Here is an 18,250-nt window from a genome sequence, read left to right as displayed (position 1 = left end):
TCTCTGCGCGCACAAAAGAAAGAATGAAAATAACCAGACCGCTGTGGGCCAAGGGTGTGTTCATGACGCCCCAGCATTTCCAGCAACAGGCGATGTGGAATCAATTCGCCGATGAGCGCATTGCGAGAATGATCAGCGCCGATCCGTGGGGCTTAAGTCGCGTCGTATTCGACCAGCAGGCCCTGGGCGTTAACCGGTTGCAAGTCAACGCAATTGACGTGCGTTTGCCGGACGGTACGTTTATCGATTCGGAGACTGCTGACCGCTTGCCGGTTCCGCGTCAACTCAGCGATATATCGACGGCAGTCGATGGCGTTGTGGTGTCGATCGGATTACCGCTGATCGATGCGCAAGGCGGAAATTGCATTGAGGAAGGTGAGCGTCACGCGCGACCGCGCCGTTTCGTCCGCGAGTATCTGAACGTTGCCGATATCAACGGCGAAGGCCATGAAGAACTGAGCATCGAGCGGCACGCACTCGCATTGCTCTTCGACTTCGAAACGCCGGATAGTTACGTCACGTGCCCAATTGGGCGTCTGCTGCGCAACACGCAGGGACTATTTGAGTTCGATGCAGCGTTTGTGCCGCCGTGTTTGTTTCTGTCGGCGAACGGGCGCTTGATGGAGCGTATGAGGCGTTTGTCCGAAATCCTCAGCGCGAAAAGTGCGAGTCTCGCCGTGCGCCGGCGCGAACGTTCGGATCAGATCGCCGACTACGCGGTGTCCGACGTCTCGCTCTTCTGGCTCCTTCACAGCGTGAACAGTACCTGGCCGGATCTGGCGAGGCTGTGCGCCGCGCCGCAACAACATCCAGAGCGGCTCTATGGTGTGCTGGCGCGGTTGGCGGGCTCTCTGCTGACCTTCTCTACCACCGAGACGCTGCAGGCGATCCCTGCCTACGATCACCGCACGCCCGAGCCGATCTTCGCGGAACTGGAATCGCTGATCCGCATGCTGCTTGATACGGTCATTCCGTCGCGTGTCGTGCCAATTGCGCCGGACAGGCCAAAACACACGATGTGGACGGGCAAGATCAACGATGAACGCCTGACCGATGGCGCCGATTATTACCTGTCCGTGCAGTCGTCGCTGCCGGCACACGCGTTGCTCGAACAGTTGCCGCGATTGTGCAAGGCGGGGGCGCCCGACGAGGTTGAGCAGATCGTGAACTCGGCCATGCCCGGTATTCCGTTGCGCGTGATGTCGCGCTTGCCGGCTGCCATTCCTGTTCGCATCGAAAGCCAGTATTTTGCGCTCGACAGCGCACACCCCGCGTTCAAACGGATGATCGCGGCCCGCGCCTGCCAGTTCTATGTGCCGTCGTCCATTCCCGATGTTGCCCTTGAACTCTACGCGGTGCTGCCGACATGAACGACACCACCGCTTCACCCGCGAAGTACACCGCGTTGCTACCCAACGCGTTTCGCGATACCGCATTTTCCGTCGCAAGCCTTGCCGATAACGCGACTTCGCCCGGCTTTACCTCGTTTCGGGCGAAATGCGTCGCGCAAGTCGATGCACTCGGGCGCGAACTCAGGGCGGCGGGTCATCTTCCTGATGTAGTGCGAGACGCAACTTACGCTCAATGCGCATTGTTGGATGAGACGGCGCTTGCGCATCTGAAGGGACCGGAGCGTGACGCATGGGAGCGCGAGCCGCTTCAAGTCGAGGCGTTCAAAAGCAACGACGCAGGCTACGAACTCATCGACAGGATTCAACAGCGGCTCGCGGAACCGAGACCCAATCTCGCACTGCTGCACATCTTCAATTCCGTGCTGGGTCTTGGCTTCAAGGGCAAGTTCGCACTGAGCGGCGCCGATGCGCGTCTTGAACTGATGCGCGCACTGGATCAACGCGTAGGCGAATCGGCTGCTGTCGATACCTCCGGCACCGTGGTCCTCACGGAAAACTTAACGAGCCGTTGGAGCGCAAATGTGTCGCCGCTTGGCTGGGTGATAGGCGCCGTTGTCGTTGCCGGGCTCGTGTATCTGGCGCTTGGGCAGTGGCTTACCGCGTCGATCGCGCGCATTCCGGTTTGACGGGACCCATCGTGACCCAATCGGAGATCCATTCGCCCAGCGGCTATCCGTATCGATCGATCTGTGTGTGGATCGCGGCATTGACGATTGTTTGGTTGACGCTGTGTTCGCCCTGGTCGCTTGGCTGGAATGTATTCGCGAGCGTGCTGATACTGCTTGGCGCCACGGCCGCGATCGTGGTCGCGACCCGGCGCATGATCGCACGCGTGGGTGCGACCCAGCACGTTCTGCTCAAAATCGACGGTGCACTCAGTGGGCTACCTGCAGATATCAAGCGCAACACGCCGCTCGTGCTGGTGGTCGGGACTACCAGCACGCTTGTCGCCAGCGCGTTCGGTAACCAGGCGATCCGTGTGACCGAGACGGCGATCTGGGTGCGTGTGACCGATCCGAGCCGCCTCGCGCACTTCGCTGATTCGCTCAAACGTTGGCGCGGAGGTCAGGGACCCGATGCGGTTGCGTATCTGATCGATGCAGATGCTGCGAATGATCAGTCAACGTTGACGGGTAGCCTCCGGCGCTGGCGCTCGGCAATCGATGAAGCCGGTCGCGCGGTCGGTTATTCATTGCCGGTTTGCGTCGCGGTATATGCGAACGAATTGCATCCCACGGCCGACGAGTGTCCGTGGTTCGGTACGTCAGGCACAAGTAGCGTTGAGACAAAGGCGCTGCCGGAGCTGATTTCAGCGCGACTTACACAATACGCGGGCATGGCCATTCCGGAAGTCCGCGAAGCCCGCGCGCGTCGCGCCGCTCGGCTGGACGTCGTGGCAAGCTGGGCCGTGGCGGCAGTATTGCCCGCGCTATCTGACAATCAACGATCAACGCGTGCAGTGCAAGTCCATTCGTTTGGTGTGGTCGCAGTCGAGGGCCAACCGGCCGCGGATTCCCTCCTCGCGCGTTACGGCTTCGATCGAACCGGACTCGCGTTGCCTGCCAATACGATCGGGATTGTGGACGCTAGCATTCGTTATCCGCTGCCCGCCCCGCTCATTCGGGGCATTGCGTTGCAACAAGCGCATCGCGCGTTACCCCGTGCGCTCGTCCACGGCTTCGTCGCGCTAGTTGCGCTGTTTTGCGCCGCCGCCGGTGCGTCCGCATGGCAAAACAGAAATCTGGTCGAACGCATTAGCAATGACATGACCCGGTATCGCGCGATTCCTGCGTCGATGGATGCAGCGCGTGTCGATGCACTCAATATTGTCAAGCGTGACCGCAACGAACTGAGTCGTTACGCGAGCAATGGTGTTCCCCCGAGGCTCGGTGTGGGCTTCTATCGCGCAGCAACTTTGTTGCCAGTTGCCGATGCATTGATCGCCGGCTATCAGCCGCCCGCGCCGCCACCATCGATGATCGAACTCAACAGCTTGTCGCTCTTCAATAGCGGTAGCGCCGTGCTCAATCCCGGCTCGAACCGCGTGCTCGTTGGAGCGCTTGAATTGATCAAGGCGCATGCATCGAAGCGTGTATTGATTGCCGGTCATACGGACTCCATGGGCGACTCGCGAAGCAACCAGTTGCTCTCCGAAGCGCGAGCCGGATCGGTGCGTGACTGGCTGGCGGACGCATCGGGTATCTCCCCCACACGCTTCGCGATTCAAGGCTACGGCGACACACGCCCCAAAGCCAGCAACGAAACCGAGGCGGGGCGCGCTGCGAACCGCCGCGTCGAAATTACGCTCGTTCCCGACTGTCGTGACGATCGTAAAAACGGGGCACCTCCCGAGGGTCATGAAGGCACTGTGGCCTGCTCATTTAATTAGAAAAGGAAACAAGAAATGGCAATTCCGTCATACATGTGGATCAAGGACGATGGCGGCGCGGACGTCAAGGGTTCCGTTACCGTTACCGGTCGCGAAGGCAGCGTCGAAGTGGTTGCGTTCGATCACGGCATTCACATTCCGACCGATGGCAACACGGGAAAGCTCACAGGCACGCGTGTCCACAGCGCGGTCACGTTCACGAAGGAAACGGACGCCTCGACGCCGTATCTGTACAAGGCGGTAACAAGCGGCCAGACGCTCAAGTCGGTCGAAATCAAGTGGTACAAGATCGACGACGCCGGTAAGGAAAAAGAGTACTTCAACACGCAACTCGATAACGTCAAGGTCGTGAGCGTCAAGCCGCAAATGCTTGACATCAAGAACCCTGCGTTTGAAAAGCACAACCATCTGGAAAAGATCGAGTTGCGCTACGAGAAGATCACGTGGGCGTACAAGGACGGCAACATCATCCACGCCGATAGCTGGAACGAACGCTCGTAAGTGCGTTTTAGTTGCCGGTGACGGGTGGCAGCATTTGTCCTGAACCGGTTTGTTCGCACGAGCCTCTCTCGCAGGTTCGTGCGTTTTGCATCCTCTTCGATGATCCTCCATGATCCCTCGCGACCTCTCGCCATTCCTGCGCCGCCTCAATGATCACTGCGCCCGTGCACTTGCTGATGCAGCGAGCCTCTGTGAGACCCGCGCGCATCGGGAAATCGAAATCGAGCACTGGCTGATCAAATTGCTGGAACTTGGCGACGGCGATCTGGTGGCGATCGCGCGGCGCTATGAGCTGGATATGGATGGCATCTGGAACGGCTTGCTTAAAAGCATCGACCGGTTGCCGCGCGAGTTGCGAGGTAAGCCAGGATTGTCGCATCGGCTTGGACAGATACTGGAAGCCACGTGGTTGCGCGCTTCGCTAGACGGCGATCAGCCTACTATTCGCTCAGCTCACTTGCTGGCCGTGCTCGCTGATATGCCGCATTTGCTGCGTGCACCCGATGCATGGCAATTGTTGAGCATATCTGCCATGCAAATCGAACGGTTGATGCCGGAGTTGAGTCGGGTGTCGGTGGAAGGGCGGACGGATGCGGCAACGGACAGCGCGACGGCCTCGGATATTAAGCTCGCGAATGTCGAGCAGCCGTCAACAGTACCCAATCATGCTGGTTCCGATGCACTGCAGCGCTTCACCATCGACATCACGCAGAAAGCACGCGATGGCAAGATCGATCCGGTGTTCGGGCGCGAAGTCGAAATCCGCCAGATGGTCGATATCCTCGCGCGACGCCGCAAGAACAATCCGATCCTCGTGGGTGAGCCGGGGGTGGGCAAGACCGCGCTTGTCGAAGGGCTCGCACTCAAAATTATCGAAGGCGATGTGCCGGCGGCGATCCGCAATGTCAGCGTGCTGACGCTTGATCTTGGCTTGCTGCAAGCAGGCGCGGGTGTCAAAGGCGAATTCGAGCAGCGGCTGAAAAATGTGATTGAGGCGGTTCAGGAATCGCCCACGCCTATTTTATTGTTCATCGATGAAGCCCATACGTTGATTGGCGCTGGTAACACAGCAGGTGGCGCGGATGCTGCGAACCTGCTGAAACCCGCGCTTGCACGTGGCGAATTGCGCACGATTGCTGCCACCACGTGGTCCGAATACAAACAATACTTCGAACGTGACGCCGCTCTTGAACGGCGTTTTCAGATGGTCAAAGTCGATGAACCTGACGACGACAACGCGTGCCTGATGCTACGCGGTTTGAAGGAGCGCTACGCGCAACACCATGGTGTGCACATCACTGACGCCGCTGTAGGCGCGGCGGTTCGCTTATCGCGTCGATATCTCACCGGACGGCAGCTGCCGGACAAGGCGGTCGACTTACTGGACACAGCGGCAGCACGCGTGCGCATGAGTCTCGACGCAACCCCGATCGCCATCTCGACACGGCGGGCAGAACACGCAGCGCTCGAAGTAGAGCGCTCGGCATTGCGGCATGATGAAGGTGCGACGTCGGTGGAATATGCGGAGCGTCTTGCTTCTATCGATGCGCGGATGGAAACGCTCACGCGCGAGCTGGTCCGACTGGAAGTTGAATTCGCGCAGCAGAAGGATGCGATCGAAACGTTGTTCGCGCTACGTGCTCGGTGGCATGCGGCAACCGATGAAACCGAGCGTCGTGACTTGCAGCCATCGATCAGACAGGCGCATGACCAACTCGCCCAACATGGCAACGACGCCTTGATCCACGCAGAAGTCGATGAAACCGCGATTGCCCGTGTGATTGCCGACTGGACGGGCGTGCCGGTGGGCAGTTTGCTATCGGACGAACTTGCCACGCTGTTGGAATTGGAAACGCGGCTGGGGCAGGTGGTGGTCGGCCAGGACGATGCCTTGACCGCACTCGGAAAAAGCCTCCGTGCGGCGAAGGCCGGCCTTAAATCTGAGGATGCCCCGCTTGGTGTGTTTCTGCTTGTCGGACCCTCAGGCGTTGGCAAGACGGAAACGGCACGAGCGCTTGCCGACCTGATGTTCGGCGGAGAACGGGCACTTCTGACGATCAATCTCTCCGAGTATCAGGAAGCCCACACGGTCTCTCAGCTCAAAGGCTCGCCACCAGGCTACGTCGGTTACGGACAGGGTGGTGTGCTGACCGAAGCCGTGCGCCGGCGCCCTTACAGCGTGATCCTGCTCGATGAAGTGGAGAAAGCGCATCGGGATGTGTTGAACATCTTCTACCGAGTCTTCGATCGCGGTTTCATGCGCGACGGTGAAGGACGCTTGATCGACTTCCGCAACACGGTGATCGTGATGACATCGAATCTGGGCAGCGACCTGATCATGGCCGCGCAGGAGGCGGTGGTCGAAGCCGGCGGTGAGGTGACCACGGGCATGTTGATGGAGGCAATCAGGCCAACGTTGATCGAACACTTCCAACCCGCGCTGCTCGCTCGCTTCCAGACGGTTGTGTACCGACCGCTCTCTTCAGACGCGATGGCCACGATCGTGCGCATGAAGCTCGCGAAGGTGGCGCAGCGCATCGAGCGTAAGTTCAACGTACCGCTCATCTGTGACGACGCTTTAATCAGTGAACTCGTTCGTGCCTGCCAATTACCGGATTCGGGAGCGCGCGATATCGATAGCCTGCTCGACCAGCAGATTCTGCCCGTGCTTTCGCGGGAATTGCTGGTGCGCGTCGCGCAAGCTCAAACGCTCCATGCGCTCAGGTTGTCGTACTCCGACGAAACCGGAATCGCGGTCGATTTCGAGGAAGCCATCGCAAGCACCGGCGGGTTACCCGCATGACGCGTGGCGGACCTGGACTGTTTGAAGCGATAACCGGTCATTTTGCGAACGGCGATCCCATCGATCTTCACAGCCGCAACCAGCAAACGTTCCTGTCGGTGCGCGACAACATTCAGCGCATTTTAAATAGCCGCCGCGAAAGTCTTGCGCATCTGCCTGACTATGGGCTCGGCGATCTGTCGAGGATTTATAAGCACATGCCGGCCTCGGCGCATACGCTTCGCCGGGAGATTGAAGATACGTTGCTCAAGTACGAGCCGCGTTTGAAATCGATCGATATAGCTTCCGCCGATCCAGAGGACGGCATGTTGCTCAGTTTCACGATGACTTGTGAATTGCATCAAGGGGGACTGGTGCGCTATGGCACGTATTTCACGCCAGAGGGGCAAGCCCGGCTTACAACGCGTGATGACGTGGACCGGTAGCAGGCTTGATGTGTGCATCGCACAGGAGACGTGAGGTGCGAATTTCGGCATTGGCGCTAACGCGAGCAGGATGGGCATCGTGGTAATAGAATATCCGCACCAGGCTGATCACTGCGCCCGGCAACGGATTTTCCCGCGCAACCAACCCACCCCCATGACCCTCCCCACCTCCCCCATCCAAACCTGGCACGCCCACATCTACTTCGACGCCGCCACCCGCGACACCGCCTGGCAATTCCGCGAAGAAATCGCAGCCCATTTCGGCGATGCCCTCCAGCTCGGCCGTTTCCACGAGAAGCCCGTGGGCCCGCATCCCAAATGGTCGTATCAACTCGCTTTCGAGCGTGCGCAATTTGCCGACATCGTCGAATGGCTGACGCTTAACCACGGAGCGCTGGACGTTTTCCTCCATCCCAATACCGGCGACCCATTGCGAGACCACCGCGACGCCGCCGTGTGGATTGGCCATTCGCATGAACTGTTGCTCGACAACTTCATGGCCTGACCAAAGCAGAACGCCCCCCACCGAACTCTAAGCCCCCCGCGCTTGCCTGAACCCGCCCGGCCCAACCCCATACGTGTCCTTGAACTTCTTGCTGAACGCCGATTCCGACTGATAACCCACATCGTCAGCAATCTCGGCAATGCTCTTCGATGTACGCGTCAGCAAGGTCCCCGCAAGCTGCATGCGAATGCGGGTGAGCAGGGACATCGGCGAGTCTTCGGTGAGTGCGCTGAACGTTCGCATGTAGGTGGCGCGTGACATTGCCGATTGTTGCGCCAGCATCTCGATCGTCCATGGTTCAGCCGGCCGCTCCAGCATGGCAATCACCGACGCCCCAAGCCGCGGATGCGCGAGCAGCGCGAGTACATCGGTGGTGGATGGCTGTTGCTCAAGATGCGCCCGCAGCAACAGCGTGAACAGCGCCGTGGAAAGCGCGGACACGATCGAATGCGCGCCCGGCGCTGCGTCGCTCGCCTCCTTGCGCATCATGCCGACCATGCGTGTGAGGTCGGGGACATCGGCGCGGGCAAAGGACATCTTCACGAGATCCGGCAGCACATCGATAAGCAATGCATTCGCCGCGTAGTTAAAGCGGCCACATAGCAAATCGAGGCTCGCGGCATTCGGCCCGCAATTCGAGCGGACCGTCACCACGCCGTTATCCCGGCTTTCCATCTCAACCTGTTCGCCGCCGTTAGCCGGATCGAGTCCCTGCAACACGTGGGCATCGCCGCGCGGCAACATGACAATATCGCCAGTCTCCAGCCGCACGTCCGCTTTCCCGCGGAATTTGAGGAGACAGCTTCCGGCAAGCACCACGTGATAGACGGCTTCGCTCGGCGGAGCCGGCGGATGGTCCAGTTCCCACTGGCCGCTCAGAAGACAGCGCAAGTCGAGCGCGCCTTGCAGACGGGATAACTGGATCAGCCGGTCGAGTGCATCCATGGTTGAGCGGGTCGGCGCGAGTTGCAAGGGTTGAAAGGCGGCGTAGCGATCTTACCGGAGAACGCAGCGCGCGATGATCGACTTGGGCTTGCATGAACCCGGACCCCTCCGACGCAGTTCGTCTGCAATGAAATCCCCGCATTGAGACGAACGCGCATCCATTCGAGCCGGTCCGGCATGGAGATTCGATGCTCCGACGTCTACATTTACGTCATGGCGGGGGCAGGGTTGTACGTATCGAAGCAAACCCGCTCTCTCGGCATAGTGCAAATCGTCCCATACCGGCCCGGTTCAGCTATGCGAAAACCTTGGAAAGGGAACTGAAATGACAACGGTCGAACAATTCGAATACGTGTTTCTGGGCGGTGGAAAGGGCGGCAAGACGCTGGCGATGGAACTCGCCAAAGCAGGCAAACGCGTGGCGGTCGTCGAGGAGGGAATGATCGGCGGTTCGTGTATCAACGTAGCTTGTATTCCAAGCAAGGCGCTGATCCAAACTGCGCGCATCATGCACGCTGTGCATTCCGCAGACGTATTGGACGGTGGCGCGCCCGATGCCAAGGTCGACATGAAGCAAGTTCACCGCTGGGTGCGTGAGGTCGTGGACGGCATGGTCGATATCAACGCAAAAGCGTTCGAAGCATCAGGCTTCGACCTGATTCTCGGCACCGGACATTTCGTGGGACCACGCCGCATTCAGGTGGCGATGAACAACGGACAGGAACGCGTGGTCGAGGGCGTTCAAGTGTTCATCAACACGGGGACGTACGCCGCGATTCCGGATATTCCCGGGCTGCGCGATGCCGCCCCCATGACGCACGTCGACGCTCTCGAACTCGACTCGCTGCCGGAGCATCTGATCGTGATCGGCGGGGGTTATATCGGCCTGGAAATGGCGCAGGCATTCCGTCGGCTCGGCAGTAAGGTAACCGTCGTGCAAGAGGCGCCACGGGTCGCCATGCGCGAGGATAGCGACGTCACGGATGCCATCGAATCGATCCTGGCGGGCGAAGGGATAGACGTGAGGGTGTCGGTCAAACCCCTGCAGGTCAGCGGCCGCTCAGGACAATCGGTGAGCGTTGAGCTTAGCGACAACACGCGCGTAACAGGCACGCATCTGCTGGTGGCCACAGGCAGGGTGCCGCGCACCTCAGGCATTGGACTGGACGTGGCGGGTGTAGCGCTCGATGAACGCGGATTTATCAAAGTCGATGAGCGCCTTGCAACATCGGCGCCAAACACATGGGCGATCGGTGAAGTCGCTGGAACGCCCATGTTCACGCATGCATCGTTCGATGATTATCGCGTGCTCAAGTCGCAACTCGCGGGCGGCAACCTGACCACGCGCGATCGCCTCATTCCATACGCGATGTTTATCGAGCCGGAGCTTGGACGCGTCGGCATCAACGAAAGCGATGCGCAACGCCAAGGCATCGCCGTGCGCGTGGCCAAGCTGCCGATGGCATCCGTCCCCCGCGCCCGTACGACCGGCGACATGCACGGCTTCATGAAAGCGATCGTGGATGCGCAATCGGATCGCATCCTCGGCTTCACGATGCTCGGTTCGAACGCGGGCGAAGTGGTGGCGACCGTGCAGATGGCCATGCTCGGCAAGCTTCCGTACACAGCGGTCCGGGACGCGATCCTCTCGCACCCGACCATCGCGGAAGGGCTGAACATGCTGTTGGCGAAGATCCCTGAAAGGGCGTAATAGCGCTTCATGTCAGGGCTTCAACTACGCACCGGTCCCGTCGATGCCCTTTGGACAAGCATGGGCGGTGGCGCTACCCGCATGGGCGTCTCGCAGTGGCCGCCGCTTTCGATCAACGCTTCCAGCAACTCCACGGCCATGGTAGCGGCGGCATCGGTAGGAACAGCAACCGTCGATAACCCCGGCCGCGATTCGCGTGCCAGTTGAATGTCGGTAATGCCGATGACCGACAGGTCGCCGGGAATCCGCATACCGCGATCCGCGGCGGCATGCATCGCGCCTAACGCAGGCAAGTCGTTGGTCGCGAAGATGGCGGTCAGGTCCGCATGCTCAGTTAGCAATTCACACGCGGCCTCGTAGCCACCCTGGACGGCGTCGCGGGTAAAACGCGCCTCCTGCGCCGGATGCCCCACGCCCGCAGCCTTCAGCGTGTGACAAAAGCCTGCATATCGCGCTGCCTGCACGCCATCCGGCTGACTGCCGATAATCGCGGCAATCCGCGTATGCCCGAGTTCCAGCAGATGCTGTGCGGCCAGCGCCCCAGCCGCAAAAAAATCGACCGCGACGCAAGGCAATCCCGGCGATACATCCGGGCGTTCCCACATGCACAGCACGACCGGCGTACCGCGTGCGCGCGTGGTGTGAAGATCGTCGAAAGCGATTCGGGAGTTCATCACGAGCACGCCTTCCGATAAGGTCCCCGCAATCTGGTCCAGGTACGCGCGGCTGATCACTGGATCTTCGTTCGTATTACATACGATCAGGAAGCGTCCGTTCTTGCGGGCAGCCCGTTCCGCCGCCAGCGCGAACTCCGGATAAAACGGGTTCGCGATACTGGTCACCATCAGCGCAAGAGTGGGCGCGCTTCCTTCGGCCAGCGCCCGCGCGGTCAGGTGCGGCCGATAGCCTAATGCCTCCACCGCATCGAGCACGCGCTGACGTGTCGCGGCGCCCACCTTGCCGCGATTGCGCAGCACGTTGGACACGGTTGCCGGCGTGACGCCGGCGCGTAGTGCGACTTCGGCAAGAGTAGTCATCGAATCTCTGAGCAAGGGTTAACGCGTGGGCAACATCGGCTAGTTTCAGTGAGCTGTCGCCGGGGTGGCGGCTTCGGCTAGCTCTCAGTGCTTGTGTCCATATTTTGGGATGGCTTCCCGGCATTTGTGTAAATCGCCCAACGCCGCTAGATTTGACACCCAAGGCAGCTAAAAACATAGACGGAGACAGCCGGTCAACGCGATCCCGAACACGGATCGTTTTTTCACAGGCAGAAGGTTAAGCGCTTAACCTTCGATTGTCTCCCCGGTAAAACACGGAGACGTCGGCATGGCGAGCATCTCGTTACGATCGGTTCAAAAAGCGTACGGCGATCACGCACTCGTGATTCGTGATGTCGATCTGGAGATCGGCGAGCACGAATTCTGCGTATTCCTCGGCCCTTCGGGATGCGGTAAATCCACGTTGCTGCGCATGATCGCAGGCCTGGAAGATATCACGGACGGCGACCTGTATATCGACGACAAACTCGTCAATGAAGTGCCGGCCGCGCAGCGCGGTGTCGCGATGGTGTTCCAGAGCTACGCGCTCTTTCCGCACATGACCGTCTACCAGAACATGGCATTCGGCCTGACGCTCGCGAAGACACCGAAGGACGTGATCGATCGGAAAGTGAAGGAAGCCGCACGCGTGCTGCAACTCGAAGCGTTGCTTGAGCGCAGGCCGAAGGAGTTGTCCGGCGGCCAGCGGCAACGCGTGGCAATCGGCCGGGCAATCGTTCGGAGTCCAGGCGTATTTCTCTTTGATGAACCCCTCTCCAATCTCGATGCAACCTTGCGCGGCCAGACGCGGGTCGAGATCGCGCGCCTGCACAAGCAGTTCAATACCGCCAGCGTTGTCTACGTGACTCATGACCAGATTGAAGCCATGACGCTCGCCGACAAGATCGTCCTGCTGCATGCAGGCGCTGACACGGCGAAATACGGCAGCATTGCGCAGGTGGGCGCGCCGCTCGAGTTGTATCACCGGCCGAAAAGCCGCTTCGTTGCTGGGTTCATCGGCTCGCCGCGGATGAACTTCCTGCCTGCGCGAGTGGTGTCGGGCAGCGCGGAAAGCGTGTCGGTTGTACTCGACGGAACGAACGAGCGACTGCAGGTTCACGCTAACGGCGAGGCATTGCGACCCGATCAGGCCGTCACGCTCGGCATTCGTCCTGAGCATCTCGAACCGGCCGCAAGCGCTGGCTCGACTCAACAATCCACTCAACAAATCAGCCGCACCGTGTCGCTGGTCGAACAACTCGGCGAGCACAGCTATCTGCATCTCGATCAGCCGGGCGGCGCGGTGCTGATCGCCAAGGCGCCAGGCGACAAGACGCCGAGGCAAGGCGAGAGCGTGGTCTTCAACGTGCCGCCCGCGTCCTGTCATCTCTTCACCGAGGACGGCTTCGCCGTCACACCGGCTGCCATTCAACAATTTGCGTAGGAGCGCACCGTATGCGTCTTGGAGTCTGTTATTACCCGGAACACTGGCCGGAATCGATGTGGAAAGACGATGCGGCGCGCATGAAAGCGCTGGGCATCGACCGCGTCCGGATTGCCGAGTTCGCGTGGAGCCGTATCGAACCATCGCCAGGTGAATACAACTGGGACTGGCTGGATCGCGCACTCGATGTGCTCGCCGACGCAGGCCTGAAGGTCGTCATGTGCACCCCGACCGCGACGCCGCCGAAGTGGCTGATCGATCGTCATCCGGACATCCTGCCGGTGGGCGCCGATGGCCGGCCGCGTGCGTTCGGCTCGCGCCGCCACTACGATTTTTCGTCGCCTTCATTCTTCGAAGCGTCGCAGAAAATTTGCACGGCAGTGGCCGAGCGTTACGGCAAGCATCCCGCCGTGGCGTTCTGGCAGACAGACAACGAGTTCGGCTGCCACAACACCGTGGTCAGTTATTCGCCTGCCGCGTTGCAGCGTTTTCGCGGATGGCTGAAGCAGCGCTACGGCAGCATCGACGCGCTCAACACCGCCTGGGGCACGGTCTTCTGGAGCATGGAATTCCGCAGCTTCGACGAAATCGATCTGCCTGTTGCCACCGTGACGGAAGCGCATCCGACTCATCGGCTGGATTACCGGCGTTTTGCCTCGGACGAAGTCGTGCGCTACAACCGGATGCAGACGGACATCATTCGCGCGCATTCGCCGCAGCGTCCGGTCGCGCACAACTTCATGCAGCTATTCACCGAATTCGATCACTACAAGGTGGCGGCTGACCTGGATATCGCGACATGGGACAGCTATCCGCTCGGCGCGCTGGAGGAGCAGTGGTTCGATCCGTCGATCAAGTCGAAGTGGTTGCGCACGGGTCATCCCGACTTCGCATCGTTTAATCACGATGTGTATCGCGGCATGTCGAAGCTGCCGTTCTGGGTGATGGAGCAGCAGCCGGGCCCGGTGAACTGGGCGCACTGGAATCCCGCGCCGCTGCCGGGCATGGTGCGTCTCTGGAGCTGGGAGGCGTTCGCGCATGGCGCCGGATGTGTATCGTATTTCCGCTGGCGGCAAGCGCCGTTCGCGCAGGAACAGATGCACGCAGGTCTGAACACGCCGGATAACCGGCTCGATATGGGTGGCTCGGAAGCGTCGGTGGTGGCGAAGGAAATCGAACAGGTTCTGGAAGCCGACGGCGAGTCCAAAGTCGCCACCAAAGTTGCGCTTGTTTGGGATTACGAAGCAAAATGGCTGTTCGAGATTCATCCGCAAGGCGCTGACTTTCACTATCCGCGCTTCGCGTTCGAGTACTACAGCGCGTTGCGCAGTCTTGGACTCGATGTCGATGTGATCCCGGTCGATGCCCCACTGGATGGATACAAGATGATCGTGGTGCCGCCGCTGCCGATGGTGCCCGCGGACTTTGCGGACAGGCTCGCGGCAAGCGGTGCGCAAGTGGTGCTCGGACCTCGGACAGGATCGAAGACGGTCAACCTGACGATCCCCGCTGCGTTGCCGCCGGGCGAGGGTATTGCCAAACTGATCCCCATTCGCGTGTGGCGCGTTGAATCGATGCGGCCAAACGTCACCGAAAAAGTGGGCCAACGCGGCGAGGCGCGTCAATGGCGCGACCTCATCGAGACGAGCCATGGCGTGCAGATTGAAGCGACGTTCGCCGATGGTCATCCCGCCATCGTACGCAGCGGTTCAGTGCTGTATCTCGCCAGCCTCTTCGATGAAACCCTCACTCAGGATATCTTCCTGACTGTGGCGAAAGCAGCCGGCCTTGATGCGGCGCCGCTGCCCGAGGGTATCCGGGTCAGCCGGCGCGGTGGCTTGACTTACGTCTTCAACTACAACGCGACGCCGTACACAGTTCCGGCGGCTGCGAGTTTCATAGTGGGGCAGGAGGAAGTAGAACCGCAGGGCGTCGCAATTTATAGAGCATAGCTAAGCAGACAACACTCATCGATGAGGAGACACGTATGAAAACCTTGTTTCGCCACGGACTGACCGGTGCGGCGCTGGCCGTCGCAATAGCCACGACCAGCATTGCGCAGGCGGGCACCTTGACCGCGAACATCGCGTTCAAAGGGGCAAGCCAGCGCGCTGTCTGGCAACAGACCTTTGACGCCTTCAAGAAAGCGCATCCGGATATTGACGTGAAGGTGACCTTCGTCGATGAAGAAGCCTACAAGGTGCAATTGCCCGGCTGGCTTACAACCGTCGCGCCCGATATCGTCAACTGGCACAACGGCGAACGCATGGCGTATTACGCGAAGCGTGGCCTGTTCGAAGACCTGACGCCGGACTGGACCAAGAACGGCTGGAACGGGATGTACGCGTCGACGAAGGAATCGTCCACGTACAACGGCAAGCAATATTCGGCGCCGACCGTGTATTACGCGTGGGGCATGTTCTACCGGAAGGACTTGTTCCAGAAGGTGGGCATTACCGCGGAACCGAAGACATGGCCTGAATTCCTCGACGCCTGCAAGAAGCTGAAAGCAGCAGGCATTGCACCGGTCGCGGTGGCAGGGCGTGATGCGTGGACACTCGCCGGCTGGTTCGATTACCTCGACCTGCGCATCAACGGCAACGCGTTTCATCAGAAGCTGATGGCGGGCGACGTGGCCTATACGGACCCGCGCGTGAAGAAGGTTTACACGGCGTGGAAGGACTTGATCGACAACAAGGTGTTCATCGACAACTCGCTGTCCTACGACCTCGACGCCGTGCAGCCGTTCCTGTTCCAGGGCAAGGCCGCCATGATGCTGATGGGCACGTTCATCACAGGCGGATTCCCGGAGAACATCAAGCCGCAGATGGGCTTCTTCCAGTTCCCGATCATCGACAGCAACGTGCCTACCGCTGAAGATGGTCCGGTGGAGTCGCTGCATATTCCGTCGAAGGCGAAGAACAAGGCGGACGCGCATACGTTCCTGGCATTCGCGGAAACGCCGGACATCAGCGCGCAACTGGCGAAGGGCCTGGGCTCGTTGCCGGCCAACAGCAAGGCGCCGGAACCGGACGATCCCATCTCGAAGATCGGCTTCCAGATCCTCTCGCAGACGAAGGGCGGCATTGCCCAGTTCTACGACCGCGACATGACCAAGGAAATGGCTGACGAAGGCATGAAGGGCATGCAGCAGTTCGTGTCCGATCCGACGCAGCTTGACGCGATCCTGGCGCAGCTCGAAGCCACGCGCAAGCGTATCTACAAGAAGTAGTGCGGGACGGCGGCTCGCGATTGCTGCGAGCCGCCGCGTTGAACAAAATCGGGATCACGGAGAGCAAGACATGTCCGAAACCCTCAGTGTTCCGGCGATCAAAACCAGGCGCTGCAGAAAGATGTCGGCTACTGCGCGTCAGCAGCGCCTTGCCGCGTTCCTGTTCCTTGCGCCGGCCTGCATCATGGTCGCGATCTATGTGATCTGGCCGATCTTCTCCAGTCTCAGGCTCAGCTTTTACAACTGGGACGGGATGACGGACAAGACCTTTGTCGGCTTCGACAACTACGTCGAACTGTTTCATGCGCCCACGTTCTATACCGCGCTGAAGAATAACGTCTTGTGGCTGATCCTGTTCCTGCTGGCGCCGCCGATGGGCCTCGCCGTTGCGTTGTACCTGAACCAGGCGGTAAGAGGCATCCGCATGGTGAAGTCGCTGTTCTTCGCACCGTTCGTGCTGTCCGGCGTGGTGGTCGGCTTGATGTTCAGCTGGTTCTACGACCCGACCTTCGGCTTGCTGAAGCTGATCCTCGGGCATGGCGTGCCGGTCCTTGGCGATCCGCACTACGTGACCTTCGGGATCATCTTCGCGGCGCTCTGGCCGCAGACCGCCTACTGCATGATCCTGTACCTGACCGGATTGACATCACTTAATTCCGAGCAGATAGAAGCGGCCCGCATGGAAGGCGCGAAGGGCTGGACCATGCTGTGGCACGTCGTCCTGCCGCAACTCCGGCCGACCACGTTCATGGCGATCGTGGTCACGATCATCGGCGCGTTGCGCAGCTTCGACCTGATCTCCGTCATGAGCGGCGGCGGTCCGTTCGAAAGCTCGACCGTGCTGGCCTATTACATGTACGACCAGGCGATCAAGTACTACCGCATCGGCTATTCCGCCGCGATTGCCGTGGTGCTGTTCGCGATCATGATGGTGTACATCGTCTATCACTTGCGCAGAATGTTGCGCACCGAGCAATAAGCAGGAGAGCGCCATGTTTCCAATGCCCGTCGCCAAGTGGAAGCCCGCGAACCGGGTGCTTTACAAGATGTCGTTGCCGGTCGCGCTGGTGATCTGGTTGTTGCCACTGATAGCGGTAATGGTGACGTCCATTCGTTCCTCCGATGAACTCGTCGAGGGCAATTACTGGGGTTGGCCGAGGCACTTTTCGCTGATCGCAAACTACAGCGACGCGCTGACGACTTCACCGATGCTCCACTACTTGTGGAACAGCGTGCTCATTACCGTGCCGGCTGTAGTCGGGTCGATCGTGCTGGCGTCCATGGCCGGTTTCGCACTGGCGATCTATTCGTTCCGGGGTAATACCGCGTTATTCGCAACGTTTGTCGCGGGCAACTTCGTGCCTATCCAGATCCTGATGATCCCGGTGCGGGACCTGTCGTTGCAGATGGGCATCTTCAATACCGTCGGCGCGTTGATCCTGTTCCATGTCTCGTTTCAGACCGGTTTTTGCGCGCTGTTCCTGCGCAATTTCATCAAGCAGTTGCCGTTCGAGTTGGTCGAAGCCGCACGTATTGAAGGGGCGAATGAGTGGACGGTGTTCTTTCGCATCGTCTTGCCGCTGATTCGTCCGGCATTGGCCGCGCTGGCAATCCTGGTCTTTACGTTCGTGTGGAACGACTACTTTTGGGCGCTGTGTCTCACCACGGGAGACGAGGCAGCACCCATTACCGTGGGTGTCGCCGCGCTCAAGGGCCAGTGGGTGACGTCGTGGAACCTGGTTTCGGCGGGGTCCATACTCGCCGCGTTGCCGTCGGTCATGATGTTCTTCGCCATGCAGCGGCACTTCGTTGCCGGGCTCACTTTCGGGGCAACGAAGGGCTAGGG

Annotated in this window: 15 protein-coding genes; 13 read left to right on the top strand and 2 right to left on the bottom strand. The window is 60.0% G+C overall.

The window, feature by feature from the left end:
* Window positions 1–23 precede the first annotated feature (23 nt).
* The 7 genes from tssK (at window position 24) to ACSOSP_RS23220 (ending at window position 8,035) form a co-directional block, all read left to right on the top strand.
* Window positions 24–1,370, top strand: a complete 1,347-nt coding sequence (gene tssK, locus ACSOSP_RS23250; protein WP_455313263.1) for a type VI secretion system baseplate subunit TssK — start codon at window positions 24–26, stop codon at window positions 1,368–1,370.
* Window positions 1,367–2,038: a DotU family type IV/VI secretion system protein gene (locus ACSOSP_RS23245; RefSeq protein WP_455313262.1), complete on the top strand. Its 672-nt coding sequence runs from the start codon at window positions 1,367–1,369 to the stop codon at window positions 2,036–2,038. The genes tssK and ACSOSP_RS23245 overlap by 4 nt, the downstream gene beginning before the upstream one ends.
* An 11-nt stretch (window positions 2,039–2,049) precedes the next feature.
* Window positions 2,050–3,801, top strand: coding sequence for an OmpA family protein (locus ACSOSP_RS23240; protein WP_455313261.1), 1,752 nt, complete (start codon window positions 2,050–2,052; stop codon window positions 3,799–3,801).
* A gap of 15 nt (window positions 3,802–3,816) precedes the next feature.
* A complete protein-coding gene (locus ACSOSP_RS23235; RefSeq protein ID WP_455313260.1) occupies window positions 3,817–4,302 on the top strand; it encodes an Hcp family type VI secretion system effector in 486 nt (161 codons plus the stop codon).
* 109 nt (window positions 4,303–4,411) lie between these two features.
* Window positions 4,412–7,105: a type VI secretion system ATPase TssH gene (gene tssH, locus ACSOSP_RS23230; protein WP_455313259.1), complete on the top strand. Its 2,694-nt coding sequence runs from the start codon at window positions 4,412–4,414 to the stop codon at window positions 7,103–7,105.
* The gene (tssE, locus tag ACSOSP_RS23225) at window positions 7,102–7,530 is read left to right on the top strand and encodes a type VI secretion system baseplate subunit TssE (RefSeq protein WP_455313258.1); all 429 of its coding nucleotides are present in this window, start codon (window positions 7,102–7,104) and stop codon (window positions 7,528–7,530) included. Before tssH ends, tssE begins: the two co-directional genes overlap by 4 nt.
* A gap of 154 nt (window positions 7,531–7,684) precedes the next feature.
* A complete protein-coding gene (locus ACSOSP_RS23220; protein ID WP_455313645.1) occupies window positions 7,685–8,035 on the top strand; it encodes a DOPA 4,5-dioxygenase family protein in 351 nt (116 codons plus the stop codon).
* Between the two features lie 27 nt (window positions 8,036–8,062).
* Here ACSOSP_RS23220 and ACSOSP_RS23215 read toward each other — a convergent pair whose 3' ends face one another.
* Window positions 8,063–8,980 carry a cupin domain-containing protein gene (locus ACSOSP_RS23215; RefSeq protein WP_455313257.1) on the bottom strand — a complete coding sequence of 306 codons (918 nt, stop codon included), beginning with the start codon at window positions 8,978–8,980 and terminating at the stop codon, window positions 8,063–8,065.
* 325 nt (window positions 8,981–9,305) lie between these two features.
* On the opposite strand from ACSOSP_RS23215, the gene ACSOSP_RS23210 reads away from it, so the two are divergent.
* Window positions 9,306–10,691 carry a dihydrolipoyl dehydrogenase family protein gene (locus ACSOSP_RS23210; RefSeq protein ID WP_455313256.1) on the top strand — a complete coding sequence of 462 codons (1,386 nt, stop codon included), beginning with the start codon at window positions 9,306–9,308 and terminating at the stop codon, window positions 10,689–10,691.
* A 20-nt stretch (window positions 10,692–10,711) separates the two neighbouring features.
* On the opposite strand, the gene ACSOSP_RS23205 is transcribed toward ACSOSP_RS23210, so the two are convergent.
* Window positions 10,712–11,728: a LacI family DNA-binding transcriptional regulator gene (locus tag ACSOSP_RS23205; RefSeq protein WP_455313255.1), complete on the bottom strand. Its 1,017-nt coding sequence runs from the start codon at window positions 11,726–11,728 to the stop codon at window positions 10,712–10,714.
* 289 nt (window positions 11,729–12,017) lie between these two features.
* On the opposite strand from ACSOSP_RS23205, the gene ACSOSP_RS23200 reads away from it, so the two are divergent.
* From ACSOSP_RS23200 to ACSOSP_RS23180, 5 genes are all read left to right on the top strand, one after another.
* The gene (locus ACSOSP_RS23200) at window positions 12,018–13,172 is read left to right on the top strand and encodes an ABC transporter ATP-binding protein (protein WP_455313254.1); all 1,155 of its coding nucleotides are present in this window, start codon (window positions 12,018–12,020) and stop codon (window positions 13,170–13,172) included.
* An 11-nt stretch (window positions 13,173–13,183) separates the two neighbouring features.
* Complete coding sequence (locus ACSOSP_RS23195; RefSeq protein WP_455313253.1) at window positions 13,184–15,124, top strand: beta-galactosidase; 1,941 nt, start codon at window positions 13,184–13,186, stop codon at window positions 15,122–15,124.
* Between the two features lie 35 nt (window positions 15,125–15,159).
* On the top strand, window positions 15,160–16,404 hold the full coding sequence (locus ACSOSP_RS23190) for an ABC transporter substrate-binding protein (protein ID WP_455313252.1): 1,245 nt from the start codon (window positions 15,160–15,162) through the stop codon (window positions 16,402–16,404).
* 70 nt (window positions 16,405–16,474) lie between these two features.
* The gene (locus ACSOSP_RS23185) at window positions 16,475–17,383 is read left to right on the top strand and encodes a carbohydrate ABC transporter permease (protein ID WP_455313251.1); all 909 of its coding nucleotides are present in this window, start codon (window positions 16,475–16,477) and stop codon (window positions 17,381–17,383) included.
* Window positions 17,384–17,396: 13 nt separating this feature from the next.
* Entirely contained in the window at window positions 17,397–18,248 is an 852-nt protein-coding gene (locus tag ACSOSP_RS23180) for a carbohydrate ABC transporter permease (protein WP_455313250.1), read from the top strand.
* The last annotated feature ends 2 nt before the right edge of the window (window positions 18,249–18,250 follow it).

This window comes from Caballeronia sp. KNU42 (assembly GCF_053760385.1).
Note: the sequence above shows the minus strand (reverse complement) of the source record. Positions and strands in the feature narration are given on the sequence as shown.